Origin of the sequence: Tardiphaga sp. 841_E9_N1_2 (genome assembly GCF_051811065.1) — a bacterium.
Taxonomy (GTDB): domain Bacteria; phylum Pseudomonadota; class Alphaproteobacteria; order Rhizobiales; family Xanthobacteraceae; genus Tardiphaga; species Tardiphaga robiniae.
Genome location: NZ_JBPWQC010000001.1, coordinates 4,971,888 through 4,996,662 on the forward strand (window position 1 = coordinate 4,971,888; position 24,775 = coordinate 4,996,662).

General features: G+C 61.4%; 22 protein-coding genes. 8 read left to right on the top strand and 14 right to left on the bottom strand.

Features of this window, described 5'->3' with window-relative positions; genetic code table 11:
• Nucleotides 1-7: 7 nt before the first annotated feature.
• Both AB8A50_RS23870 and AB8A50_RS23875 read right to left on the bottom strand, forming a co-directional pair.
• On the bottom strand, nucleotides 8-757 hold the full coding sequence (locus AB8A50_RS23870) for a F0F1 ATP synthase subunit A (RefSeq protein WP_089266839.1): 750 nt from the start codon (nucleotides 755-757) through the stop codon (nucleotides 8-10).
• Nucleotides 758-861: 104 nt separating this feature from the next.
• The gene (locus AB8A50_RS23875) at nucleotides 862-1,239 is read right to left on the bottom strand and encodes an AtpZ/AtpI family protein (RefSeq protein WP_089266840.1); all 378 of its coding nucleotides are present in this window, start codon (nucleotides 1,237-1,239) and stop codon (nucleotides 862-864) included.
• Between the two features lie 275 nt (nucleotides 1,240-1,514).
• Here AB8A50_RS23875 and AB8A50_RS23880 point away from each other — a divergent pair, with 275 nt between their 5' ends.
• The 3 genes from AB8A50_RS23880 to AB8A50_RS23890 all read left to right on the top strand — a co-directional run bounded on the left by AB8A50_RS23880 (nucleotide 1,515) and on the right by AB8A50_RS23890 (nucleotide 3,098).
• Complete coding sequence (locus tag AB8A50_RS23880; RefSeq protein WP_120288171.1) at nucleotides 1,515-2,138, top strand: 2-hydroxychromene-2-carboxylate isomerase; 624 nt, start codon at nucleotides 1,515-1,517, stop codon at nucleotides 2,136-2,138.
• A gap of 56 nt (nucleotides 2,139-2,194) precedes the next feature.
• Complete coding sequence (locus AB8A50_RS23885) at nucleotides 2,195-2,731, top strand: hypothetical protein (protein ID WP_439079116.1); 537 nt, start codon at nucleotides 2,195-2,197, stop codon at nucleotides 2,729-2,731.
• A 145-nt stretch (nucleotides 2,732-2,876) separates the two neighbouring features.
• Nucleotides 2,877-3,098, top strand: a complete 222-nt coding sequence (locus AB8A50_RS23890) for a DUF6894 family protein (RefSeq protein WP_089266842.1) — start codon at nucleotides 2,877-2,879, stop codon at nucleotides 3,096-3,098.
• Nucleotides 3,099-3,113: 15 nt separating this feature from the next.
• Here AB8A50_RS23890 and AB8A50_RS23895 read toward each other — a convergent pair whose 3' ends face one another.
• Nucleotides 3,114-3,416, bottom strand: a complete 303-nt coding sequence (locus AB8A50_RS23895) for a hypothetical protein (RefSeq protein ID WP_439080066.1) — start codon at nucleotides 3,414-3,416, stop codon at nucleotides 3,114-3,116.
• Between AB8A50_RS23895 and AB8A50_RS23900 the strand changes: the two genes are divergently transcribed.
• Nucleotides 3,367-3,837, top strand: coding sequence for a secondary thiamine-phosphate synthase enzyme YjbQ (locus tag AB8A50_RS23900; RefSeq protein ID WP_439079118.1), 471 nt, complete (start codon nucleotides 3,367-3,369; stop codon nucleotides 3,835-3,837). The genes AB8A50_RS23895 and AB8A50_RS23900 overlap by 50 nt on opposite strands.
• Nucleotides 3,838-3,937: 100 nt before the next feature.
• Here AB8A50_RS23900 and AB8A50_RS23905 read toward each other — a convergent pair whose 3' ends face one another.
• Entirely contained in the window at nucleotides 3,938-5,590 is a 1,653-nt protein-coding gene (locus tag AB8A50_RS23905) for an MFS transporter (RefSeq protein WP_374725619.1), read from the bottom strand.
• Nucleotides 5,591-6,002: 412 nt separating this feature from the next.
• Here AB8A50_RS23905 and AB8A50_RS23910 point away from each other — a divergent pair, with 412 nt between their 5' ends.
• The gene (locus tag AB8A50_RS23910; protein WP_439079119.1) at nucleotides 6,003-6,680 is read left to right on the top strand and encodes a response regulator; all 678 of its coding nucleotides are present in this window, start codon (nucleotides 6,003-6,005) and stop codon (nucleotides 6,678-6,680) included.
• Nucleotides 6,681-6,685: 5 nt separating this feature from the next.
• On the opposite strand, the gene AB8A50_RS23915 is transcribed toward AB8A50_RS23910, so the two are convergent.
• The 7 genes from AB8A50_RS23915 to AB8A50_RS23945 form a co-directional block, all read right to left on the bottom strand.
• Nucleotides 6,686-10,204 (bottom strand): NahK/ErcS family hybrid sensor histidine kinase/response regulator, encoded by a 3,519-nt coding sequence (locus AB8A50_RS23915; protein ID WP_439079120.1) that lies wholly within the window; start codon nucleotides 10,202-10,204, stop codon nucleotides 6,686-6,688.
• Nucleotides 10,205-10,317: 113 nt separating this feature from the next.
• Nucleotides 10,318-10,749 carry a GlpM family protein gene (locus AB8A50_RS23920; RefSeq protein ID WP_439079122.1) on the bottom strand — a complete coding sequence of 144 codons (432 nt, stop codon included), beginning with the start codon at nucleotides 10,747-10,749 and terminating at the stop codon, nucleotides 10,318-10,320.
• A gap of 59 nt (nucleotides 10,750-10,808) precedes the next feature.
• Nucleotides 10,809-12,038, bottom strand: a complete 1,230-nt coding sequence (gene hemA, locus AB8A50_RS23925; RefSeq protein WP_439079123.1) for a 5-aminolevulinate synthase — start codon at nucleotides 12,036-12,038, stop codon at nucleotides 10,809-10,811.
• A 163-nt stretch (nucleotides 12,039-12,201) separates the two neighbouring features.
• Entirely contained in the window at nucleotides 12,202-13,266 is a 1,065-nt protein-coding gene (locus AB8A50_RS23930) for an MBL fold metallo-hydrolase (RefSeq protein ID WP_089266847.1), read from the bottom strand.
• An 87-nt stretch (nucleotides 13,267-13,353) separates the two neighbouring features.
• Complete coding sequence (gene bioB, locus AB8A50_RS23935) at nucleotides 13,354-14,406, bottom strand: biotin synthase BioB (RefSeq protein WP_439079124.1); 1,053 nt, start codon at nucleotides 14,404-14,406, stop codon at nucleotides 13,354-13,356.
• 120 nt (nucleotides 14,407-14,526) lie between these two features.
• Complete coding sequence (locus AB8A50_RS23940; RefSeq protein ID WP_439079125.1) at nucleotides 14,527-16,671, bottom strand: methyl-accepting chemotaxis protein; 2,145 nt, start codon at nucleotides 16,669-16,671, stop codon at nucleotides 14,527-14,529.
• Between the two features lie 190 nt (nucleotides 16,672-16,861).
• Nucleotides 16,862-17,590 (bottom strand): outer membrane protein, encoded by a 729-nt coding sequence (locus AB8A50_RS23945; protein ID WP_093761636.1) that lies wholly within the window; start codon nucleotides 17,588-17,590, stop codon nucleotides 16,862-16,864.
• 457 nt (nucleotides 17,591-18,047) lie between these two features.
• Between AB8A50_RS23945 and AB8A50_RS23950 the strand changes: the two genes are divergently transcribed.
• Nucleotides 18,048-18,404 carry a hypothetical protein gene (locus AB8A50_RS23950; RefSeq protein WP_439079126.1) on the top strand — a complete coding sequence of 119 codons (357 nt, stop codon included), beginning with the start codon at nucleotides 18,048-18,050 and terminating at the stop codon, nucleotides 18,402-18,404.
• 182 nt (nucleotides 18,405-18,586) lie between these two features.
• Here the strand turns inward: AB8A50_RS23950 and AB8A50_RS23955 are convergent, their stop codons facing one another.
• Nucleotides 18,587-20,455, bottom strand: coding sequence for a dihydroxy-acid dehydratase domain-containing protein (locus tag AB8A50_RS23955; RefSeq protein WP_439079127.1), 1,869 nt, complete (start codon nucleotides 20,453-20,455; stop codon nucleotides 18,587-18,589).
• Between the two features lie 339 nt (nucleotides 20,456-20,794).
• Here AB8A50_RS23955 and greA point away from each other — a divergent pair, with 339 nt between their 5' ends.
• Complete coding sequence (greA, locus tag AB8A50_RS23960) at nucleotides 20,795-21,277, top strand: transcription elongation factor GreA (protein ID WP_439079128.1); 483 nt, start codon at nucleotides 20,795-20,797, stop codon at nucleotides 21,275-21,277.
• A gap of 82 nt (nucleotides 21,278-21,359) precedes the next feature.
• Here the strand turns inward: greA and AB8A50_RS23965 are convergent, their stop codons facing one another.
• Nucleotides 21,360-22,418, bottom strand: a complete 1,059-nt coding sequence (locus AB8A50_RS23965) for a ketopantoate reductase family protein (protein ID WP_439079129.1) — start codon at nucleotides 22,416-22,418, stop codon at nucleotides 21,360-21,362.
• A 223-nt stretch (nucleotides 22,419-22,641) separates the two neighbouring features.
• Between AB8A50_RS23965 and AB8A50_RS23970 the strand changes: the two genes are divergently transcribed.
• Nucleotides 22,642-23,631 (top strand): Bug family tripartite tricarboxylate transporter substrate binding protein, encoded by a 990-nt coding sequence (locus AB8A50_RS23970; protein WP_093761630.1) that lies wholly within the window; start codon nucleotides 22,642-22,644, stop codon nucleotides 23,629-23,631.
• A gap of 153 nt (nucleotides 23,632-23,784) precedes the next feature.
• Here the strand turns inward: AB8A50_RS23970 and AB8A50_RS23975 are convergent, their stop codons facing one another.
• Nucleotides 23,785-24,699: a 3'-5' exonuclease gene (locus AB8A50_RS23975; RefSeq protein ID WP_439079130.1), complete on the bottom strand. Its 915-nt coding sequence runs from the start codon at nucleotides 24,697-24,699 to the stop codon at nucleotides 23,785-23,787.
• Nucleotides 24,700-24,775: the final 76 nt, after the last annotated feature.

Consider the following 24,775-nt stretch of genomic DNA (forward strand, 5'->3'; position numbering starts at 1 on the left):
AACGCGGTTAGTGGCCCGGATGAAGTGCGTCGTTGAGATAGATGCAGGTCAGGATCGTGAACACATAGGCCTGCAGGAAGGCGACCAGCAGTTCCAGCGCGGTCAGCGCCGTGGTCATGGCCAGCGGCAGCACCGAACCGAAAATGCCGAGTGCGCCGAGTGCGCTCAGCGAGGTCACGAAGCCGGCAAAAACCTTCAGCGTGATGTGGCCGGCCAGCATGTTGGCGAACAGACGGACCGAATGCGACACCGGGCGGGACAGGAACGAGATCACCTCGATCACCGTAACCAGCGGCAGGATGTAAATCGGAATACCGTGCGGCACGAACAGCTTGAAGAAGCCGAGACCGTTTTTGTAGAGGCCGTAGAGCAGCACGGTCAGGAACACCATCAATGCCAGCGCGACGGCGACGATCAGATGGCTGGTGACGGTGAAGGTATAGGGGATGATGCCGATCAGATTCGCCGTCAGGATGAACATGAACAGCGAGAACACGAACGGGAAGAACTTCATGCCTTCTTCGCCGATGCTACTGCGCACCGTATTCGACACGAATTCGAAGGACAGTTCGGCGACCGACTGGAAGCGGCTCGGGATCAGCGCACGTCCGGCGCTGCCGCCGATCATCAGCAGCGACACGACGGCGACGGCGCCGAACATATAGGCCGATGAGTTGGTGAAGGCGATTTCCTGATTGCCGATATGGCCCAGGGTGAAGATCTTGTGGATCTCAAATTGATGGATCGGATCGGCCATCCACGTCGGTCTTTCAATTCGGCCGGAACGTCCGGCGTTTCCTTGCCGGACAGCCGGCACTCAAATGCTGCGCCAACGACGCAGAGGTCTTGGGCGCGAATTTCTTATTCCGCTTTTTTTCCGACCCCAGCCGAGCGCATCACGTTCATCACGCCGGCGACGAAGCCGAGCAGCATGAGAACGATCAGCCCCCACGGCGATGTCGACAGCAAACGATCGAAGCCCCAGCCCAGAATCGTTCCGACGACGACGCCCGCGACCAGTTCCGAAGAAAGACGGAGACCCACCGCCATGGCCGATGCCCTGGACTGCGCGTTTCCGCTTCCAGTTTCGGATTGGTCAGTCTGAAGTTTGCGCTCATCCTGAAGTTTGGACAGACGCTGATTCAGACTTCCGAGCCTTGCGGAAAGCGCAGCCTCATCGGGAGACGATTTGCCATCGTTTCTGCGTTCGCTGTCATCGTCCCGTGTGCCGTTCGTCATGCTTGCGACACTCGAAATAACGCTGCAAATGCTGGAAATAACGCCCCATCACCCTTCAAAGCCGGGCGGACCATACTTAGCGCATCTTGCCAAGTCAAGATTCGCTGATCGCCTGTTAGTGCTTTGATTCATTTGATTTTATTGGCAAAATTCGAATCCCGCTGCGCGGGATCGCCGCAGCGCAAGAATGACTTTCGAGGTGATCTATCTTGCACGGCGCAGGGCGCTCTGTTGGAGTACCGCAGAGTTTGAAAACGCCCCTGCCGGAGCCCGGAATGTCTCAAGAGATCGACTACTATTTTTCGCTGCCATCGCCCTGGGCCTATATCGGCCACACGCTCTTTCGCGATCTCGTAAGTACTTATGATCTCAAGGTGAATCATAAGCCGGTATTTCTCGGCGATCTGTTTTCGGAAACCGGCGGCCTTCCGCTGGGCAAGCGTCATCCGGTGCGGCAGCGCTACCGGATGCTTGAATTGCAGCGCTGGCGCGACAAGCGCGGTCTCGATTTCCATCTGCAGCCGAAGAACTGGCCATTCGATGGCCGACTCGCCGACGGTCTGGTGATCGCGGCGCTCGAGGCCGGACACGATCCGGACCCGTTCCTGCGCCGCGCATTTCCTGCGGTCTGGGAAGGTCAGCTCAATCTCGGCGACACGGCCGTGCTGACCAGGCTGGCGGATGATTCGGGGCTGCCGGGCGCGAAACTGCTAGAGCGCGCGGCGTCCAGCGATGTGGCTGCGATATACGAACAGAACCGTCAGGAGGCGATTGCGGCTGACGTGTTCGGCTCGCCGGCCTATGTGCTCAACGGTGAAGTATTTTGGGGCCAGGACCGGCTCGAATTGCTGGCAGATGCGTTGAAGGCGAAGCGAGCGCCTTTCAAATCTCAAATCTGAGCACATCTGAGAGTAAAGGTGGCTATCGCCCCGAACTCGCAACGCGGAGCATCTCCATGAAGAATGCTGTGGTGCGTTTTACCTTCCCCGGGCAGCCCATGCGATACGCTGCGCGGATTGGCGCGGTTCTGATGGCCGGGACCGTCAGTGCGTCTGCGCAGGCCCTCCCGGACATCGAGAATGGCCGTTATTCGCTGTCGCCGATCGCTGAAGGCGTCATCCGCCTGGATACCCGCACCGGCACGGTTTCGACATGCACGGATAAGGGATCCGGCTGGGCCTGCTATGTTTTACCGGATGAACGTGCCGCGCTCGATACCGAGATAGGGCGGCTGCAGAGGGACAACGACAGACTGAAGGCGGAGCTTGCGGGGCGTGGTCCAGCCGTCGCCGGCAAGACCGATGAAGCGCTCCCGAAGCAGGATTCGCTGAAGCCCGGAAAACCAGGGAGTGCGGATGGCGAGAGGAAGATCGAGATTCCGCTGCCGAGCGAACGCGATGTCGATCGGGTGATGGCCTTTGTCGAAAACGCGTGGCGACGCCTTGTCGATATGGCAAGCCGCATCCAGCGCGATTCCAGCGGGAAAATCTGAGCGCTGCGAGTTTCGCGCCGGATGGCAGTGCTCGCATATTTGACTGGTATGATGCGCAGCGCCTTTGCGGCGATATTGAGAGAATAATTCGGTACTAGCAGAGAGGAGCCAAATCGTACGTTTTTCGATTTAAGGGAGCACTTTGATGCCGAGATTTTATTTTGATCTCGTCGATGGGACGACCGTGCCCGACGCTTCCGGGCAGATTTTGCGCAATGAATTGCTGGCCGCTGAGGTCGCCGACAAGCTCGCGGGCGATATTTACAAGATCAGGCCCGAGCTCCGCGGCAAGCACTTCGCCATTTCCGTCCGCAACGAGGAGGGCGAGGAAATTCACCGCGCAGACGTGGTTAGCTCCGACGATTAACGCAGTGCGCAGCTCTTATTTGCGGTCGAGCCCGATATTGTCGCCGTCGCCATGAATGGCGTCGCGGTCGGCTTGATCGGTGTTGTCTGCGTCCTTGATGACAGCTTTCTCCTGCGCACGCTGTTCGTCCTTGCGTGGCCCCGGCCCCGGAATGTCCCTTGATGTTTTTGGCTTCATGGCGTTTTCCCTTGTCCATCTTGATTGAAGTGGGAACGCCATATGGGCGTTTTGGTTCATCAGAAGATCTACCAGTTGAAAGGTGAACGTCGTGACCTCTGCCAGATCTATCACGCGCAGCGCGCCGTCTGCAGTTCTCATCGAAACTGTCGTGTCGTCGCTGCTGACGGTGCAGACATCCGGTGCGGGTTTCGTCGATCTGACCCGCGAGGTCGGCAAATTCCTGAGCGAGATCGGCGCCCGAGAAGGTGCGTTGACGCTGTTCATCCGCCATACCTCAGCGTCGCTAACCATCCAGGAAAACGCCGATCCTTCCGTGCTGGTCGATCTCATGACAACGCTCGATCGTCTTGCGCCTCAGGATTTTAACTGGACGCACGATACGGAGGGTCCCGACGACATGCCGGCGCATGTTCGTACCATGCTGACCGCGACCTCGCTGCACATCCCCGTTCTGTCAGGCAAGCTCGCGCTTGGAACCTGGCAGGGCATCTATCTGATCGAACACCGCGCCCGCCCGCATCGCCGCGAGGTGGTGCTGCAGTTCGTCGGCGCGACCTGACGCTCGCAGATCTGCCGAAACAAAAAAAGGCCGCGGATTGCTCCGCGGCCGTTTGTTGTCGTCGTGTCCGCCGGCAGCCTGGGCTGCCGGCTTGGCGAGATTAGTTCGCGCTGATATCGACGTCCTTGGTCTCCGGCAGGAAGAAGAAGCCGACGACCACGGTGATTGCCGCGAAGATGATCGGGTACCACAAGCCGGCATAGATATCGCCGGTCGAGGCCACGATGGCGAAGGCGGTCGCCGGGAGAAGTCCGCCGAACCAGCCGTTGCCGATGTGGTAGGGCAGCGACATCGAGGTGTAGCGGATCTTGGTCGGGAACAGTTCGACCAGCATTGCCGCGATCGGCCCGTAGACCATGGTCACGAACAGCACCAGGACGAACAGCAGTCCGATCACCGCCGCGACCTGCGGACGGAAGATATCGAACGGATGCGCCATCTTCACGATCTGCGCGTCGCCCGCCTTGGGATAGCCCGCCGCCTGAACCGCTGCGAGAACCTGCGGGTTCGACGCTGCAGCCGCGGTGTAGGGCACGTCCTTGCCGTTGACGACGACCTTCACGCCCGAGCCCGCTGCACCGTAGGCGGTCGAGTACTTGACCGACGACTGGGCCAGATAGGCGCGGGCCGTATCGCAAGGCGTGGAGAACACGCGGGTGCCGACCGGGTTGAACAGATCGCCGCAAAGCGCGGGATCTGAAACGACTTCCACCTTCACGGTCTCGATCGCCTTTTCCAGCGTCGGGTTGGCGTTGGTGGTGATCATCCGGAAGATCGGGAAGAAGGTCAGCGCTGCGATCAGGCAGCCTGCCAGAATGATCGGCTTGCGGCCGATCTTGTCGGACAGGGCGCCCCAGAACACGAAGAAGCCGGTGCCGAGCAGCAGCGACCACGCGATCAGGAGATTCGCGGTGTAACCGTCGACCTTGAGGATCGATTGCATGAAGAACAGCGCGTAGAACTGGCCGGTGTACCAGACCACGCCCTGGCCCATCACGCCGCCGAACAGTGCGATCAGCACGATCTTGGCGTTGCTCCAGTTGCCGAAGGCTTCGGTGAGCGGAGCCTTGGAGCCCTTGCCCTCGTCCTTCATCTTCTGGAACACGGGCGATTCATTCAGGCGCAGACGGATCCAGACCGAGATGCCGAGCAGAACCACCGAGACTAGGAACGGAATTCTCCAGCCCCAGGCGGCGAATTCAGGCTCACCCAGCGCCGACCGCGTGAACAGGATCACGAGCAGCGATAGGAACAGGCCGAGCGTGGCCGTGGTCTGAATGAACGACGTGTAGTAGCCACGCTTGCCGGCCGGCGAGTGCTCCGCCACATAAGTTGCCGCGCCGCCATATTCGCCGCCGAGCGCAAGGCCTTGCAGCAGGCGCAGGCCGATCAGGATGATCGGAGCTGCGATGCCGATGGTCGCTGCATTAGGCAAGATGCCGACGATGAAGGTCGACAGGCCCATGATGAGGATGGTGACGAGGAACGTATACTTGCGGCCGACGATGTCGCCGACGCGCCCGAACACGATGGCGCCAAACGGACGAACGATGAAGCCCGCGGCGAAGGCCAGCAGCGCGAAGATGTCGCGCGTGGCCTGATTGAACATCGGCAGCTTGGTGGCGGGATCGATCACGCCGAAAAATTGCGCGCCGATGATGCCGGCCAGCGAGCCGAACAGGTAGAAGTCATACCATTCGAAAACAGTGCCGAGCGATGACGCGAAGATGACGAAGCGTTCGTCCTTCGTCATCCCTTGGGCTTTCGCCGATGTTGCTGCGATGGTGGACATGTTTGAATCGCTCCCCAAATCCGTTGCAAAATTTATTGTGGCTTCTCGCTCGCTGCGCCGAACTTCTGTCGGCTCATTGCAGAGAACTTCGATGCAAAAGGTAGCATTGCGGGGAAATGCGACCCAATACGACTTTAGGCCGTGCGCAAGGGGGCTGTGCGCAGACGTCGCAGTGGCGAAAACGTCCTTCCGGACGTGCGCGTGCATATGAAATATTGCGCCGCACAATGGCCCGCGTTCACCAATTTACCGCGTGGCAGCATTGGGCGCTTGCAAGACGTTGTCGCGCGGGGGACACTTGTGGCGAAATGCGCTTTTGCGCGTCGTCTCAACGCGGTCGCTGGTTCGCCGCAAGATTTTTGCATGGATTTTGATGACCGTTATCGCTCCCTCGCGCCTCATTATTGCCGACGATCATCCGTTGTTCCGCGGTGCATTGCGGCAGGCGGTCAGCAGTGTGCTGCCGACGACCACGGTCGATGAAGCCGGTACATTCGAGGATCTGACCAAACTGCTGGAACGGGATTCCGACGTCGATCTGATCCTGCTCGATCTGTCGATGCCGGGGATATCAGGATTCTCGGGACTGATTTACCTCCGAGCACAGTATCCTGCGATTCCAGTGGTTATCGTCTCCGCCAGCGATGACGTCGGTACGATCCGCCAATCGCTGGACTTTGGCGCGTCAGGCTTCATTCCAAAGCGCTTCGGCGTCGATACGCTGCGCGATGCCATCGTGCGCGTGATGGATGGCGACGTCTGGGTTCCACCGGACGTCGACATGTCCGCAGCGGCCGATCCGGAAATGAGCAAACTGCGCGATCGGCTGGTGACGCTGACACCGCAGCAGGTCCGCGTGCTGATGATGCTGTCGCAGGGTCTGCTCAACAAGCAGATCGCCTATGAGCTTGGCGTGTCAGAAGCGACCATCAAGGCGCATGTCTCGGCGATCCTGCAGAAGCTCGGTGTCGAGAGCCGCACCCAGGCCGTCATCGCCGCCGCAAAGATCGCCGGCGGCCAGTGGCGCCAGGGCGAACAGACGCCGCAATAATCGGACTATTCCGCCGCGATCATCTGCTGCGTGCGCCATTGCCCGAGCAGCGCGCGCAGCGACGCCGGTTTGACCGGCTTGTTTAACACGGCGATCTTGTCCTGCCGTGCAGCCGATTGCACATGCGGGCTGCGGTCGGCGGTGATCAGGATGGCCGGGATCTCCTTGCCGAAACGGTTGCGGATTTCCCGGATCGCGGCGACGCCGTTGCCGCGGTCGAGATGGTAATCGACCAGCAGGCCCGTCAGGCGCCGGCCTGAGCCCTGGATTTCGGCGATCGCATTCATCGCGGCTTCCGGATCAGGGACGGCGACAACCTCGGCTCCCCAGGCCTGCAACAGCGTCTTCATGCCATCGAGAATCGCCATGTCGTTCTCGATACAGACAACGAGTGTGCCCGACATAGGTGACTTCGACAGCGGCGTCGCGCTAGTGACCGCGGTGGTGTGATTGATCGCCTTGGCGACGGGCACCGTCACCGAGAAGAATGAGCCACCGCTGCGATTGGAATCCAGCGCGATGCCGTGATTGAGCACATGGGCGAGGCGCTTGACGATCGACAGGCCGAGCCCAAGGCCGCGCGCGATTCGTGCGCCTTGTTCGAGCCGGTGAAATTCCTTGAAGATCTCGCCGCGCTTGAGAATCGGGATGCCGACGCCGGTATCGTAGATGCCGATCTGCAAGGCCTTGCCGCGGCGCCGGCAGCCGACCAGGACGCGGCCATGCGGCGTGTATTTGATCGCGTTCGAGATCAGGTTCTGCAGCAGACGCCGCAGCATCAGGCGATCGGATTCGACGGGCAGTGAGCACGGCACGAATGTGAGCTTGACGCCGCGGGCGTGTGCAATCGGTGCATATTCGATCTCGAGCGAGCGCATCAGGTCGCCGATGCGGAAGCTGGAAATCGCAGGCATCATGGCGCCCGCATCCAGGCGCGAGATGTCGAGCAGCGCTCCGAGGATTTCCTCGATGGCCTCCAGCGAGTCGTCGATATTCTCGACCAGCCGGGCATCCTCGCCGCCGCTCTTTCGTTCGACCAGGCTGGTGACATAGAGCCTTGCGGCGTTGAGCGGCTGCAGAATGTCGTGACTGGCGGCGGCCAGAAAGCGGGTCTTTGAGATATTGGCGTCTTCCGCAGTGCTCTTGGCGAGCGCCAGTTCGGAATTCAGTCGCGTCAGCTCCTCAGTGCGGTCGCGGACGCGTTTTTCCAGCGTGGCATTGGCGCGCTCCAGCGCTTCTGCTGCCTCGAAGCTGGGCGTGACGTCGGAGAAGGTGAGCACGAGCCCGCCATCAGGCATCTTGTTGGTACGCACCTCGATGACGATCTGGCGATCCTGAAGACGTTCAAGATAAGGCTCGCCCTCGGTGGTGTAGGCAGCCAACCGCGCCTGTGTCAGGGTTTCGTTGTCGCCATAGGGCGATGCGCTCTGGATGCCGATGAATTCCAGAATCTCCCGCAGCGGAATGCCGATCTGCACGATCTGCGGCGGCAGGCCGAGCAGTTCGCCGAACTGCCGGTTTGACACAATCAGCTGCAGGTCGGGGTTGAAGACGGCGATGCCCTGGCGGACGTGATTGAGTGCAGTCTGCAGGATCTCGCGATTGAAATGCAGCGCCGCATGGGAATCGTCGAGCAGCTTCAAGGCCGCCTTGGCCGACACCGTGCGCTTGCGCAGCAGCAGCGACATCACCACGCGGGACGAGGCTGCGCCAATCGATGACGCGATCAGATATTCTGCGTGCTGCAGCAATTCGAAATCCGCAGGCGCGGCTGGATCGAGATCGACACGGCGACGCGTGGCGAAAGCATCGAAGGATTCACGCGCGCGGTCCGGGCCGAGATATTGGGTCACGGTGCTGAGGATATCCTGCACCGTGACTGTGGTCCGCCAGCGCCGGAACGCCGGTGTGATCGGCGCCAGCGTATTAGGCACGAAGACATCGGCCTGCAGCCGTTCGATCGACGACGGCGCCCGCATCAGCGAGAGCACGATATAGGTCAGGATATTGAGCGACAGGCTCCAGAGCGTGCCGTGCAGCAGCGGTGGCAGTTCGGTGCCGAGCAGGTCCTGTGGCCGCAACGCCTCGATGCCGAAGGGGCCGTGCTGCAGGAACAGGACGCCTGCGGTGCTGCCTTCAAGGAAGCTCGGGATGAACAGCGTATAGGCCCAGACGATGAAGCCGACCACCATGCCGCCCATGGCGCCACGGGCAGTTGCGCGCCGCCAGATCAGCCCGCCAAAGAAAGCTGGAGCGAGTTGCGCGATGGCCGCAAATGACAGCAGGCCGATGGCAGCCAGTTGCGTATTGCCGAGCGCGCGGAAATAGAAATAGGCCATCACCATGATGGCGAAGATCGAGAAGCGCCGCGCCTTCAGCAGGAAGTTGCCGAAGTCGGTCTGCTCATTCTGCGTCTGTGGCCCGCGCCGCAAGACCAGTGGCAACACGATATCGTTGGACACCATAATGGCCAGCGCAACGCATTCGACGATCACCATCGCGGTGGCAGCCGATAAGCCGCCGATGAACACCGCCATGCTGAGCGTGCTGGAGCCAGCTTCGATCGGCAGCGCCAGTACATACATGTCGCTGTCGACGGCGCCGAACGGAAAGGTCACGAGGCCCGCCAGGGCGATCGGAATGACGAACAGGTTGATGGCGATCAGATAGGTGGGAAACAGCCAGCGCGCGCGACTCACTTCGGAGTCGCTGGAATTTTCGACGACGCTGACGTGGAACTGCCGGGGCAGCAGCATGATGGCGCAGAACGACAGCAGCACCATCGTGAGGAAATTGCCGAACGACGGCACATAGTTGATGGCGCGCATCGCCTCTGGTGTCTTCATCGCGCGCTCGACCAGCTCCGAGGGGCCGAACATCCAGAATGTCACGAAGGCGCCGGCGATGATGAACACCACCAGCTTGACGATGGATTCGGTCGCCACGGCGAGCATCAAGCCGTGCTGATGCTCGGTCGCATTGGTCTGCCTCGTGCCGAACAGGACGGCGAACATCGCCATGGCGAGAGTCACGACCAGCGCCATGTCGCCGACGATGGGAACGCCGGCAATGGCCTTGTCTTCGCCGAGGATCGTTTCCAGCGACGATGCGACGGCTTTCAGCTGCAGCGCAATGTACGGAACCGAACCGATGATGGCGATCACGGCCACGGTAGCGGCGACGGCCTGGCTCTTGCCGTAGCGCGCGGCGATGAAGTCGGCGATCGAGGTGATGTTCTGGGTCTTGGCGAGATGGATCACACGCCGCAGCACCGGCGAGAAGAAGGCAAAGAACAGGATCGGGCCGACATAGATCGCGAGGAAATCCACGCTGGTCCGGCTGGCCACGCCGACCGAGCCGAAGAACGTCCATGACGTGCAATAGATCGCCAGCGACAGCGGATAGATGACGGCCTTGGCGCGGCCGCTCTGGAACAGGGCGATCCGGTCGCCATAGCTGGCGACGCAAAACAGAAATCCGATGTAGCAGAGGGCGGCAACAATCACGCCCCAGTCGTGCAGCATCGCGCGTGCTCCCTTTGGCGGGCTGAAGCCCGTCCGTCAGGCGAAAATCTAGCCGGTTGCGCCGGTGCAGGCGACAGGGATTTGGCCGGACGCCGGGGAATGCCGGATCGTCGTTAAATCCAGCGCGGGCCGAAAAAGGCGATCAGGATAATGAACAGCCAGGCGGTCACGCCGGCCAGCAGAGCGAGGCGGTAATCGAACGTGCCGACCGTGAGATAGCAGATGCCGAGAAAAGCGAGATAGGCCGGAATGGTCTTCGCGCCGGCCATGCAGGCTTCCCGGAAGCCCGCGCTGTCGCCTTTTGCGCCGACGATGAGGAGCGCAATGATCGCAAAGGTCGGAAACAACGGCAGAATGCCGGGCAGCGTGTTGCCCCGTTTGGACAACCAGGCAATCAGGGCGGTGAGGAGCCCGCCGAGAATACCTTTCCAGATGATGTCCAAGGGATGTCCTTCAGGTGAGCCGCAGCAAGCTCCGCCCTCATCCTGAGGAGCGGCCACTTGGCCGCGTCTCGAAGGATGGCGGGAAGCGCCGGTGCGCATCATCTCATGGTTCGAGACGCGCGCAAGGGCGCGCTCCTCACCATGAGGGGCGGAGCATGCTATTACTCCGCTGCCAGCGCCTTGGTGCGCAGTGGCAGGCCGAGTTCATCCCACACCTGCAGCAGCGATTCCGCGAGGTGATCGATCAGCACGTCGTCGTGATAGGGCGACGGCGTGATGCGGAGGCGCTCGGCGCCTTTGGCGACGGTGGGATAATTGATGGGCTGGATGTAGATGCCGTGATCTTCGAGCAGCAGATCGCAGGCCTTCTTGCAGAGTTCGGCATCGCCGACGAACACCGGCACGATATGGGTGTCGGTGGACATCACCGGAATGCCGGCCGCGGTGAGGATCGCCTTGACCCGCGCAGCGCGATCCTGATGGCGCTCACGTTCCCAGCTCGAGCTCTTCAGGTGCTTGATCGCTGCAGTCGCGGCCGAGCAGATCGCCGGCGGGAGCGCGGTGGTGAAGATAAAGCCCGGCGCATAGGAGCGCACGGCGTCTACAATGTCCTTGTTTGCTGCGATATAGCCGCCGAGGCAGCCATAGGCTTTGGCGAGCGTGCCTTCGAGTACGTCGATGCGATGCATCACGCCGTCGCGCTCGGCGATGCCGCCGCCGCGTGGGCCATACATGCCGACCGCATGGACTTCATCCACATAGGTCATCGCGCCATAACGTTCGGCGAGATCGCAGATCGCAGCCAGTGGCGCGATGTCGCCGTCCATCGAATACAGGCTCTCGCAGGCGATCAGTTTCGGCCGCGCGGGATCGGCAGCCCTCAGCAGCTCTTCGAGATGCGCGACGTCGTTATGGCGGAACACCACGCGGTCGCAGCCGGCCTGCCGGATGCCTTCGATCATCGAATTGTGGTTGAGCGCGTCGGACAAGATCAGGCAATTCGGCATCAGCTTGGCGAGCGTCGAAATGCCGGTCTGGTTCGAGACATAGCCAGAGGTGAACAGCAGGGCCGCCTGCTTGCCGTGGAGGTCCGCGAGTTCTTCCTCGAGCTGCACCAGCGGATGATGGGTGCCTGCGATGTTGCGGGTGCCGCCGGCGCCGGTGCCGACGCGGGTCGCAGTCTCGACCATGGCGCCGACCACTTTCGGGTGCTGGCCCATGCCGAGGTAATCGTTGGAGCACCAGATCACGACATTGCGCGGGCCCTGCGGCGTGTGCCAGACCGCATGCGGGAACCGACCGGCAATGCGCTCGAGATCGGCGAAGACACGATAGCGGCGCTCGTCATGCAAACGATTGAGCGCGTCACTGAAGAACTTGCTGTAATCCATCGCAAAAGACCCAAAAACGAAACCCGAACCCTGCGTCAGGTTGCGTTTTAGAGCTTTTCCAGCTTGGCTGTCGAGGCGCAATTGGTCAATTTGACCACGTGCTGCGGCTTTTGATGTGCATCAAGAGCCTGAGGTCGTTCACGAATTTTTGCTGCGCTGCAGGTTACGCCGATTTGAACCGCAGCATGCCGTCGGCGCCCATCGTCGAGGTCAGCCGCTTCTGCGCCAGCATGTGATTGACGTGGGCGATCAATTCGCCGGCGGCAAATCCGGTCTGGTGGGCATCGAGCTTGTGCTTGTGAAACACCACCGGCACCAGCTCGGCCGAGGTCTTGCCGGTATCCTTGCATGCGGCGGCGATCATCTGGCAGCGCTCTTCGTGATGGTCTGCGAGCTGCTTGATGCGGATCTTGAGGCCATGAAACGGCACGCCATGACCGGGGAGCACCAGCACATCGTCGGGTAGCGTATCAGCGAGACGCTTCAGCGAATGCAGATAGGAGCCGAGCGAATTCTCGTCGGGCTCATGGGCCCAGACGCTCACATTCGGCGAGATCTTGCTCAGCACCTGATCGGCCGACAGGAACAGTTTATCGGCCTCGCAATACAGCATCACCTGATCCGGTGAGTGGCCGGCGCCGGTGAGCACGCGGAAGGTGCGCGTGCCGATCACGAGATCGTCGCCGTCAGACAGTCGGCGATAGGCCGCCGGCAGCGGCACCGTCTTCTTCAGATACTCCTGGCCGCGGCCGAGCAATTGCTCGGTGATATCTGCATCCATGCCGTGGCGATGGAAGAACTGCCGCATATTGACGATGCGCTCTTCGGTTCGGCGGTGCTGGTGATAGACGCCCTGCAGATATTCGACTTGCGACATATAGAAGGGGCAGTTGAACCGCTGCACCATCCAACCGGCCTGGCCGACATGATCGGGATGCGCGTGGGTGACGATCACCTTGCTGATCGGTTTGCCCTTCAGCGGACCTTCGAACAGTTTCGTCCATGCAGCGATGGTCGCGTCGTTGCCGATGCCGGTATCCACCATGGCCCAGCCATCGCCGTCGGCGAGCAGGTAGATGTTCACATGGTTGAGGCGAAACGGCAGGTCGAGCCGGATCCAGAGAACGCCCGGAGCAATTTCGACCACCTGATCGGTCCCGGGATGGTTCTCCCAGGGATAGCGGAGGTCATCGGCTGGCTTTGTGCTGGCGTCTGTTTTCGAATGCATCGGTTCTGTCACAATGTCCTTTTCATCCGGCTTAGCGGGCCAAGGACCCCTGCGCCAGCACAAATTCGGCTGGCGCAGGGCATGGGTTTATGCGCTGGCGCGCATATCGGCCTGTGCTGAAGCGGTAACCGGCAGAGCCGGCGTGCTCTTTCCGCTCACGTCGTCGAGCCGCGAGGTCATGCCGAGCCGGTCCAGCAGGCTAGCGTCGCGGTCGGTCTGGGGGTTTTTCGTGGTCAGCAGCACGTCGCCGATGAAGATGGAATTGGCGCCGGCGACGAAGCACAGCGCCTGCAGTTCATCAGTCATATATTGCCGTCCGGCGGAAAGCCTGACGACGCTCTTCGGCATCATGATACGCGCCACGGCAATCATGCGGACCAGCGCGATCGGATCCGGGCGTTCGGCGGTGTCGTTGACCGGCACACCCTTCACCTCGTTCCACATATTGATCGGCACGCTGTCCGGATGATGCGGCAGGTTCGCCAGCAGCATCAGCATGCCCAGACGATCCTCGACCTGCTCGCCCATGCCGATGATACCGCCGCAGCAGACCTTGAGGCCCGCATGGCGCGCCCGCGCCAATGTCTCGATGCGATCTTCCATCGTGCGCGTGGTGATGATCTTGCCGTAGAATTCTGGCGAGGTATCGACATTGTGATTGTAGAAGTCGAGCCCGGCGTCCTGCAGGCGCTTGGCCTGATCTTCCGTGAGCATGCCCAGCGTCGCGCAGGTCTCGAGGCCGAGATCCTTCACCGCGCTGACCATGTCGCAGACGCGGTCGAGATCCTTGTCCTTGGGATTGCGCCAGGCCGCGGCCATGCAGAAGCGGCTCGCACCGGCATCCTTTGCGCGCTGCGCCGTGGCAACCACGGCGTCGCGATCCATCAGCTTGGTCGCCTTGACGTCAGTGTTGTAGTGCGCGCTTTGCGAGCAATAACCGCAGTCTTCCGCGCAGCCGCCGGTCTTGATGCTGAGCAGGCTCGCGGTCTCGACGTGATTCGGATCGAAATTGCTGCGGTGGGTGCTCTGCGCCTGAAAAATCAGGTCCGCAAACGGCAAATCATAGAGTGCCTGGGCTTCATGGCGCTGCCAGTCGTGGCGCAGTTCGGTCGATGTCCATGCAGAGGGTGTTGGGGGCATTCACGCAATCCTTACATTCTGCGCAGCCACCGGTCATGGGCTGCTGTGAAAGCAGTCCATGATTTTGAGGGTTGGAGCAATGACGCTGGCCGGGTGCAGCCATGCGCTGGATCGCCGCTCCTATGCCGCGCGGATGCTCGACAGGAATTCGTCGATTTCACCACGAAGAACGTCGGCCTCGCGGCGCAGTTCGCCCGAGGCGCCGAGCACGTCGTTGGCAGCCGTGCCGGCCTGCGTCGATGCATCGCTGACACCGACAATGTTGCTCGACACTTCGCTGGTGCCGCCGGCGGCGTGCTGGATGTTGCGCGCGATCTCGCGTGTTGCCGCACCTTGCTGTTCGACGGCGGTGGCGATGGCAGCACTCACATGATTGATCTCGGCGATGGTCTGCCCGATGTTGCGGATCGCTCCGACGGCGGTGGACGTGACCTGCTGCATCGACACGATCTGCGTGCGAATCTCGTCGGTGGCCTTTGCGGTCTGATCGGCAAGGCTCTTCACTTCCGATGCCACCACGGCGAAGCCGCGGCCGGCATCGCCCGCGCGCGCTGCCTCGATGGTCGCGTTGAGCGCCAGGAGGTTGGTCTGCGACGCGATGGTCTGGATCAGATCGATCACCACGCTGATGCGGTTGGCGTTGTCGGCAAGGCCCTGCATCGTTACATCGGTTTCGCCGGCCTCGTTGACGGCCTTTGCGGCTATTTCGGTTGACGTGACGACCTGTCGGCTGATCTCGTTGATCGATGACGACAGCTGCTCGGTCCCGGCCGACACTGTCTGGACGTTCACCGAGGTTTCCTCTGCGGCCGATGCGACGGCGCTGACCAGCGCGCTGGAACGATCGGCAGTAGCCGTCATGCTCTGCGCGGTCGATTGCATGGAATCGGCCGAACTCTGCAGCTTCTCCAAAGCGGTGCGCACCTTGCTCTCGAAGTCGACGATGCGGGCTTCGATGCGCGACGTGCGTTCGCCCTTGGCAATGCGGTCCTGATCCTGCTCCGCGCTGAGCGCGCGGGCGTTGATCATGCTGTCGCGGAACACTTCGAGCGTGCCCGCCATCGCCGCGATTTCGTCCTGCTGGCGGCTGCGGGCGATCTCGGTGTCGAGATCTCCGCTGGACAGCCGCTGCATCGCGCGCTGCAATTGCGCGAGCCGGCGCAGGATGCTGCGGCCGACATAGAGCCAGACGAACAATGCCGATCCGATCAGCGTCAGCGCGCCGAGGCCGAGCATCACCTGCGTCGCCAGCGTGATTGTCGTCTGTGCCTGTGTCGTGGCGGCATCGGTTTCGCTGCGTACCTTGTCGACCAGTTGCTTGACGCTCATGCCGAGGCCGACATTGAGCTTGCGCGTCTCGTCGAGAATGAGTTCGCCATATTCGACGGTGTCCATCTCTTTCTGGCGCACCTTGAAGACGCTGTTTTTGCCGTCGCCGATCGCCAGCAGCTGCAGGGCGGCTTCCTTGAGTTCTTTGGTCCCTTTGATGCCGACGAGGGCATCGAGATTCGATTTGACGCGAGCTTGTGCGGCCTTGAAGTTGTCTTCGATCGGAGAGAGCGCTTCGGACGAGCCGGCCGACAGTGCGGCCATCAGATCGGACGAGATCAGGTTGGTGCTGGCGACGACCTCGCCGACCTGCACGATGACTCGCGCGGCTTCGCCCGAATCTTCGGCCGAGAAGACTGTTGCCCGCAGCGTGTCGTTCATCACGTTCTGGGCGTCGGTGGCGGCTGGCTCCGACATCTTGACGAAGTTTGCTGCAGCGGCGCGCAGGGAGTCGTATTGCTTCTGATGTTGGGCGACGGCGTCGAGACGTTCCTGGGTGGCAGCGCCAAGGCTGCGAATCGTGTCTTCGATGTTCTTGACGGTATCGGCCAGGGCGGCGACCACGGCCTTGTCGGCGCCGAGCTTGGCGATGGTGTCGAGCTTCTCGACTGCAATCTTGTGCGTATCGCGCATGCGCTGCGAGCGTTCCTTCAGAACGTCGGGGCTGCTCGATGCCAGCAGCATCGGGCCCTGGCTGGCAAGGCTCTCGCTGGCGGTGGCCAGTTGAAGGCTGGCGGTCAGTTTCGGAATGTCCCGGCCGTTCAGGTCCGTCATCATGCCGCCGAGCTGACCGAGAATCATGCCGGCACCGGCACTGATCAGGATCGCCATGCCCGCGATAACAGCGAAGGCGGCGAACAGGCTGCCGCGAATGCCCCAACGGGGCCGCGAGAAACGAAACCGTCCGAATTTTCCGATGAACGACGTCAGTGCCATTGATTCCCCCCGCGTCCACCGTCCTGGTGGCGGATCGCGTAGAGAGTATGTAGGTACCGAGTTAATATTCGGGTAAATCGGCAACCTTTGGCTGTCGCGGGGCTTGCGAGGTTACCAAAGGGTAAAACGAAAAAGGCCGGCGTTTCCGCCGGCCTTTCCGTAGTTAAGAGCCTGAAATCAGGCGCGAAGCTCAGTACTTCGCAACAACCGGGCCACCCCAGTTGAAGCGGTAGTTCAGGCCAGCCTTGACGGTGTGCTCGTCGTTCTTGGACGAAGCGCCGCCAACGATGCCCGTTGCGAGAGGCGACAGGTTGGTGCTGCCGAAGTCGTAGTACTGGTACTCGACCTTGCCCGACCAGTTCTGGGTGAACAGGTATTCGAGGCCGGCGCCGACGGTGTAACCGTCATGCTTGGTGCCGCTCGTGAAGGCGACCGGAGCGCCCGCAACGTTGACCAGCGATTCGCTGTAGTCGGAGTAAGCGTAGCCGCCCTTCACGTAGAGCAGTGCCGGACCCCAGGTGTAACCGATGCGACCGGTCACCGAGCCGAGGCCCTTCTGGTTCAGGTTGTAGGTGTTGCCCGAGCCGGCGAACAGCACGTTGGTGTTGTTCGAACCAACCCAGCTGTACTGACCTTCGATACCAACGACCCAGTTCGGAGCGAACTGGTAGTCAGCGCCGATCTGCAGACCGCCGAGGAAACGGCCATCCGAATTGTCGGAGGTGCCGCCGAAGCCGTTCGAACCGTTGAACGCGCCGCCGACGTGACCGCCGATGTAGAAACCGGTCCAGTTGTAGATCGGAGCGGCAACGTAAGCCGGAGCCTTGGTGTAGGGACGAGCAGCCAGATCAGCGGCCATTGCCGGAACCGAGGCGCCCAGGGCGATCAGGGCAACGGTGCCCATCAGGAAGTTCTTCATTTTCTTCTTCTCCAGAAAACCATTTTAGAGCGAGAGCGCGTTCGCTCCGTCTATGGCGTGGACTTAGACAGCTTTTGCGTAAAATGCTGTCACCCATTCGCCACAGCAATCGACAACCCGACACGATCTGGATTGGCGCAACGGCATGCTTATCGACGCCTTAATAAAAGCTGAAAGATGCCTTAATTTACAGAGGTTTGGCGGACCAGCGTACCTGCTCGCGCTAACCCCAGCAGTTTGGTTTTGCTCTAGATCGATTTATTGTGATCGGCAAAACCGCAGCGCTTTATCTGCATCGGCTGCAACCCCCGCATCACGTTTGGAACGTCTCAAACCGCTGTGCGAATGCCGGCTGCGTGATGACACCGACCGGTCTGTCATGGGAAACAAAAAACGCGCGATCCGTTAGATGTTTGCGTGGTGTCGGTCGGCGCCTCCGGGAATGGAATCGCGTTGCATGCAGGTTGAGCGGATTTTACGTGAATACGGCCACTTCCTTCGGCCGATGAGTGAAGCGCCACGCGACGGTCAGCGAATCCTTGGCCACTCTGCCCAAGGTCGTGCCCAAGGCGGCCACCTCATTTCCTGCTACTGGGAACCGCACCCCCAAGGCCTGATCGGGCCGAACTGGGTGGAGGAGCGCGATAGCGCCATCGGTTATATCGACCGCTATTTCGATGGCTGGATCAGGCCCCGCGAATTCAGGCTGCTTGATTCGGTCGCCATCAACCGGTTGCTCGTCGCTTACATCGACGATGCGCGCGCCGCCGATAACCGCGAGGCGCTCAAAATGCTTGAAGCGGGCGATGGCTAGAGCATGATCCCGAAAAGTGGATGCCGGTTTTCGCCGACAAACGAGTTCGTTTGTCGAGAGATCATGCTTCCAATATAGAAAAATGCTCCAGCCGCTTTGGGAAGAGCTGATGGAAGATGACGGGAAATGGCTCGGGCCGGGAGCTTTGCAGCAAACCCGGCCCTGAGCGCCCGTCCGCAGGTCTAGAAGGCCTTGTTGGCTTCCGGACGATGTGTATTTTTCGGCACGAAACCCGAGCGTGTGGCCTCGCGCTGGTTGCGCACCCAAACCTCGCGGTTCGGATGCAGGCCGGCGCCGCGGGTGGCGGGCACGGCGCTGGTGCGGGCGCGATGCAGCAAGCGCGTATCAGCCTCGCCGCAGCTCGGATGGATGCCGCCATTGTCCGCGACCACCTTTTCCCATGCCGCCTTGCGCTTGGCATAGATGGCCGGATCCTGCAGCTGCGTGCAGTTGAGTTCGTTGAGATTGAGGTCGGCGATGATCTCGTCGCCGTCCTCGATCAGCCCGATGGCACCACCGAGTGCGGCTTCCGGCCCGACATGGCCGATGACCAGACCCACCGAGCCGCCGGAGAAGCGTGCATCGGTCATGAGACCCACGACGATGTTGCGCTCGCGGCAGAGCGTGGTGATACGCGAGGTCGGGTCGAGCATTTCCGGCATGCCGGGCGCACCCACGGGGCCGTCGTAGCGCACGATGACCATGTCGTGGTTCTGGAACTTCTCCGGATGCTGGTCGAGCGCCTGCAGCAGGCCGCGCTCGCCTTCGAACACGCGCGCGGTGCCGCGGAACCGATTGTCCTCGAGCCCGCCTTCGACGCCGGCGAGCTTGAGAATGGCGGAAAATTCCGGCGACAGGTTACCGCCGAGCACGCGCAACCCGCCGGTCGGCTTGTAGGGCTTCGCGACAGTATAGACGACACGGCCGTCGGCCGGCTTGGTCTCGAGGCGTTTGATCTGCTCGGCCAGCGTTTCGCCGGTGCAGGTCAACACGTCGCCATTGATCAGGCCGGCATCCATCAGCTCGCGCACGATCACCTGCACGCCGCCGACCGCATCGATATCGACCATCGAATACTTGCCGTACGGCCGAGCGTCGGTGAGCACCGGCACGATGTGCTGCGACAGATAGTTAAATTCCGCCGGCGTCATGACTTCCTTCCAGAAGTCGGCGAAGCCCGCGGCGCGCGCGATTTCCGGCGCATGCAGCGTCACATTGGTCGAGCCACCGATCGCTAGCGACACGATCATCGCGTTGCGGATCGAGTCGCGGCTGACGATGTCGCGCGGCTTGATGCCCTTGGCGATCATGTTGGCGAGATAGCTGACCAGCTGCTCCGGGAATTCCTTCAGGCGGCGCGGATCGTCCGATGGTGGCGCCACCATGTGCAGCGGCTGCATGCCGACCACGCCGATGAAGGTCTGCATGGTGTTGTAGGTGAAGATGCCGCCGCAAGAGCCATAGCCCGGGCAGGCATGGCAGGCGATGCGGTGGCGATATTCGGCATCCGGATTGCCGGCGACCTGATAGGCGCTGACGATGTCGAGCTTCTCGCCCGTCTCCGGATCGGTGCCGGGATGGATCGCGCCGTCCGACATGATGATCGACGGCTCGTTATGTTCGAGCAGCGCAGCCAGCGCGCCGACCGGCGGCTTGTCGCAGGCGACCACGGCGATGGTGCCGAGCAGGCCGGTGGCGCTCAGATGCTCCGACAGCGCGTCGTTGGTCACTTCGCGGCCGATCAGCGAATAGCGCATTTCGCGCGTGCCGTTGCGGATGCCGTCCGAAGTGGCGATGGTGTATTCCGGCTGCACCAGGCGATAGGGCAACTGGCCTTGGCCGCGACCGATGCGCTTCTTCAGGCTCTCATGGATCGCGTCCACCTTGGACATCACGCCCATATAGCACTGGCTGTCGCCCTTGGTGCCCACCACGCCCACCGACGGCTCATGAATGAGCGTCTCGTCCGTGCCGAGTATGCGCGCAATGCCGATGGTCTGCGCGGAGCGGCCGGGATGGTTGTCGATGGTGACGACGGGCGACTTGGACACGACGAATTCCTTCCTGACGGCGTTCTTGATCTGCGAGGCTTGAATGCACCGCCGCCGGCGCTCGGCATTGGCGCATGTCAGACCCTGCGGTCAGGGCAGGGTCCGTCCACGATCCAATTTAGGATCGGTCTAGCCAGTGCATAACCCCCGAAGATCGCAAACACAATCGGATTGCCCCTCCGCTGGAACAAGGCTGCCTTGTCGCCGTCCGGTGCCGCAAAGCAACAAAATTCCGGGTGCATTTACGCGATCAGGCTATTTCTGCATGGTTTTGACAAACCAATGGGATAATCGCTTCCTGCGCCGTCACAGCGGATCGCGTCGATACGGAGTTCGAGATTGAGCGTTGCCTTCACCAAGGAAGAGAGTGCCGAAACGGCTGCGGAAACCCTGCTGCCCGACCGCCCGATCTCGCCTCATCCGAACCTTGTGACGGAGGCAGGTTTGCAGGCGCTGGAGACGCAGCTCCAGCAGGCCCGCGAGGCCCATGACGCGGCGAGCGCCATCGACGACGTGAACGAGCGGCGACGTCAGGCGGCGATTCCGCTGCGGGACATGCGCTATTTCGCGGCCCGCGTTCGCACGGCCCAGCTCGTCCCGGCCCCGACATCGACGGATACCGTCGCCTTTGGCAGCACGGTGACTTTCAGCCGCAACGACGGGCGTGTGCAGACCTATCGGATCGTGGGCGAGGACGAAGCGGATCCCAAGGCCGGTTCGATTTCCTTCGTGTCTCCGGTGGCGAAATCGCTGATGAGCAAGGCCGTCGGTGACATCGTCGGCGCGGGCGCCCAGGAGCTCGAGATCATATCAATCAAATAGAGGACGCCGTCGCGGCGGCGGCTTCGCGTCTGATGTCAGTCGCGAAGCCGGTACTCGATCGCAGCGCCGTCACGCCAGCGCGTCAGATTCCCGCACTGGACTCCAGCCGCTCGTTGAGCTTCTGATCGACGACCTCGACCGTGCGATCGATATTTGCATTGGTCATGCCGAGCTGATGCGAAATCAGCTTCACCAGAAGATCGACCCGCTCGATAAACGGCGCGCCAGCAGCAACTGCGCGCGCCGCCGATGACGGCTTGAGCAGGCTCTCCGCTGCCTTGGCATATTTGGCGAACGGGACCTGATCTTCAGGATCGGCGCCGAGACGCCGTGCAACGGCATCGACATGCTCGTAGATCGACTGCGACACTTTCAGGTCGCCGTGAACGGCCTCGCGGATCGACTGCGGCTCTTCGGGCGTGATGCAGCGATAGTTGCCCGTGAGTAGCATCGACCATTTCGCCAGCGGCACGAACAGCGAGTCGAATACTTTCAGCTTCACCGGCACGTCCTGGCCGTCGAGCTTCACGGCGTCGATGTCGGCTTCGAGTTCGCGCAGCAGCTTGTTGTGAGTCGAATCGGCAAAGGCCGATGCCTTGAAATTCGTTGGCAGGCCGACGTGAAGCACATTCGCCGCTTCTTCCGGCGGCCGGAAGGCCTGCGGATCGGGCGAGCACAGCGTCACCAGTCCCGGGTCGAAGCGTTCCCACACCTGGGCATTGGTATAGGCCTCTTCGAGTTTCATGTCGGCCAGCCCCGGAATGCGCTTGAGATAGGGCAGCGGCGGCATGTTCATGATCGACAGGCAAGGTAGCTTCGCCGCGGCGATCTTGATCATCAGCACGCGGATCGTGTGGTTGGTATATTGTGGCTCCTGCATCGCAAGGCCGACCAGATCGTAGCGCGATATGTCGACCTGATCCGGCGAGGTCGCATCCAGTTTGCCTGGCAGGTCGCGTGAGAAGATGGCGCGGTGGTTCGGTTCGTCGCGCAGTTTGATGCGCACTTCAGTACCATCGCGATTGATGAGTTCGGCGGTCTTCTTCCGGCACACGAGGGTCACGTTATGACCCGCCATCAAGAGCTTCGTCGCCAGCAACGAGCCGTAGGAAGCTCCGAGAATCAGAATATTCCGCGCCATGGTGTTTCGTCCCTCACGTGATGTGTGCGCCAGATCCGAGCGGTCCGGCATTTTTAGTTTGCGCGGACACTACTGCACTGCCGCGCTGCGATCCAGATGGCGTGAGCTGTTACATGCAGAGCTGGAAGCGATTTGCTTTTCCAATGCGCCAATCTGTCCCGCCTATCGTCGTGGCGAATGTGGGAGCGATCGGGTACCGTCATAAGAAACAACGGAGGGAAACATGTCTGCGATCATCAATCGTCGTCACTTCATTGCTGCCGGGTCGGCTGCCGCCGCCATGCCGTTCGTCGCGCGCGGTGCTTCAGCGCAAGCCGCCTGGCCATCGCGGCAGATCCGCATGATTTGTAGCTATCCAGCCGGCGGGCAGACCGATCTGCTCGCGCGCGCCTTTGGCGAATATATTTCCAAACAGGTTGGACAGACTGTCGTCATCGAAAACAAGGCCGGCGCATCCGGCGCCATTGGCACAGCGGAAGTCGCGCGCGCCGAGCCAGACGGTCACACGATTCTCTGCTCCATCTCGACCACCTATGTGATGAACCGGGTGATGCTCAAGACGCCCGGCTACGACATGGACAAGGATCTGACGCTGGTCAGCGTCATTCCCGGTGCTGGATTGCCGCTGGTCGCCAGTCCAAAATCCGGCGTCAAGACGCTGGAGGACTTCGTCGCCTTCGCGCGCAAGAACGACAAGGTGAACTTCGGCACCTATAGCGTCGGCTCGGCGCCGCACATGACGATCAACGAACTCAACAAGCAGTATGGCCTCAAGATCGAGCCGATCCATTATCGCGGCGAAGCGCCGATGTGGACGGGACTGGCGGAAGGCTCGATCGATTTTGCGATGGGCAGCTACACTGCGTCACAAAGTGTGCTGCAGAGCGACCGCGGCGTGCCATTCGCCGTGCATTCGAAGAAGGTCGACGCCATCCCCAATGTGAAAACGCTGCCCGAGCAGGGCGCAACGTCGAAGTTCTTCACTGTGAGCGGCTTCACGGGCTGGGCCGTGCCCAAGGCGACACCGCAGCCGATCGTCGATCGGTTGTCGCAGCTTTGCGTCGCCGCCAACAGCGATCCGAAAGTGAAGGAAGTGCTGAAGACCTTCGTGCTCGAACCGGCGCTCGGCTTCAAGGAGACTAATGCGCTGTATCAGAAGGAGTTGCCGGTCTGGATCGAGGCGGCACAGGCGCTCGGTTTGCAGCCGGTCTGACCGCCGGCTGGATTGAATTAACGTCCGTCATTGCGAGGAGCGAAGCGACGCGGCAATCCAGTTCTTGTCTTCAAGAAGAAAAAGACTGGATTGCTTCGTCGCAAGGGCTCCTCGCAGTGACGGCGCGAATATCTAGCCTTTTCTCTAGATGTTCTACGCTCGCACCGAAAACCGGCTCATCGCGCTGAGCGCCTGCACGCGTGGCTCGACGTCGCGCATGTAGATCGTCTTGCGCAGGAATTCGATTTCGCTCGCTTCCTTGCTTTCTTCGACATCGATGTACCAGGACTTCGGCCGGCCGTCGGAGCCGTCGCTCCAGCGATAGCCGCGCCGCTTTAGCTCGTCCTTGAGATCGAAGGGCGACTGCTCTGCCCAGACCCGCATCGTTTTCTTCCGGGCGCGTTCCAGAAGAACCGCCAGTGCCGGCGTACCGAGATCGGGCAATTCGAACGCGAGAATCTCGAGCAGCGCATGACAGTCGTCGATCGCCCGGTGCGCCTGATGAAAGAACCCTGCGCCGGCGAGCAGATAGCCCAGCCGCGAGCCATCGAAACCATGTTTGCGCCAGTCGACTTCAGTAGCCGAACAGCCCCAGGCCTTGTGCTGGAACACCGGCCAATAGCGCTCGGAAAACTTGCGGTCGAAGCCCGCATTGTGCGCGATGACGATGACGGCGTCGTCGGCGAAAGCGGCGACGGCATCAGGATCGATGCGGTGTCCCGCGACGATCTCATCCGTAATGCCGGTGAGCTCGGTGATCTCCGGCGGGATCGGCCGCGACGGCTCGTTGAATGCGGTGAAAACATCCGCCACGCGCGTAATGCTGCCGTCCGGCAGATAGTCGAACTTGATCATCGCAAGTTCGATGACTTCGTCGCGCACCTGATCGAGGCCCGTGGTCTCGACGTCGAGGAGGATTCCGGAGCGGGTCGGCCGGCCATTGGCCGGCGCGAATTCGGTGCGCGGGATCAGCCGGCGGAGGACTCGGTAATCGGTCGATCTGGCGAGCGTGTCCGCCATGGCGGCAAGGCCGGGATCGTCCTGCAGGCTAAGATCGTCTTGGAGCATCTGATTCCGGGCAGTTCTTCAGGCGCAGCGTCGTTCAGCAATGACTATGGTGTTCGCTGAATCGGGGCAACCTGCC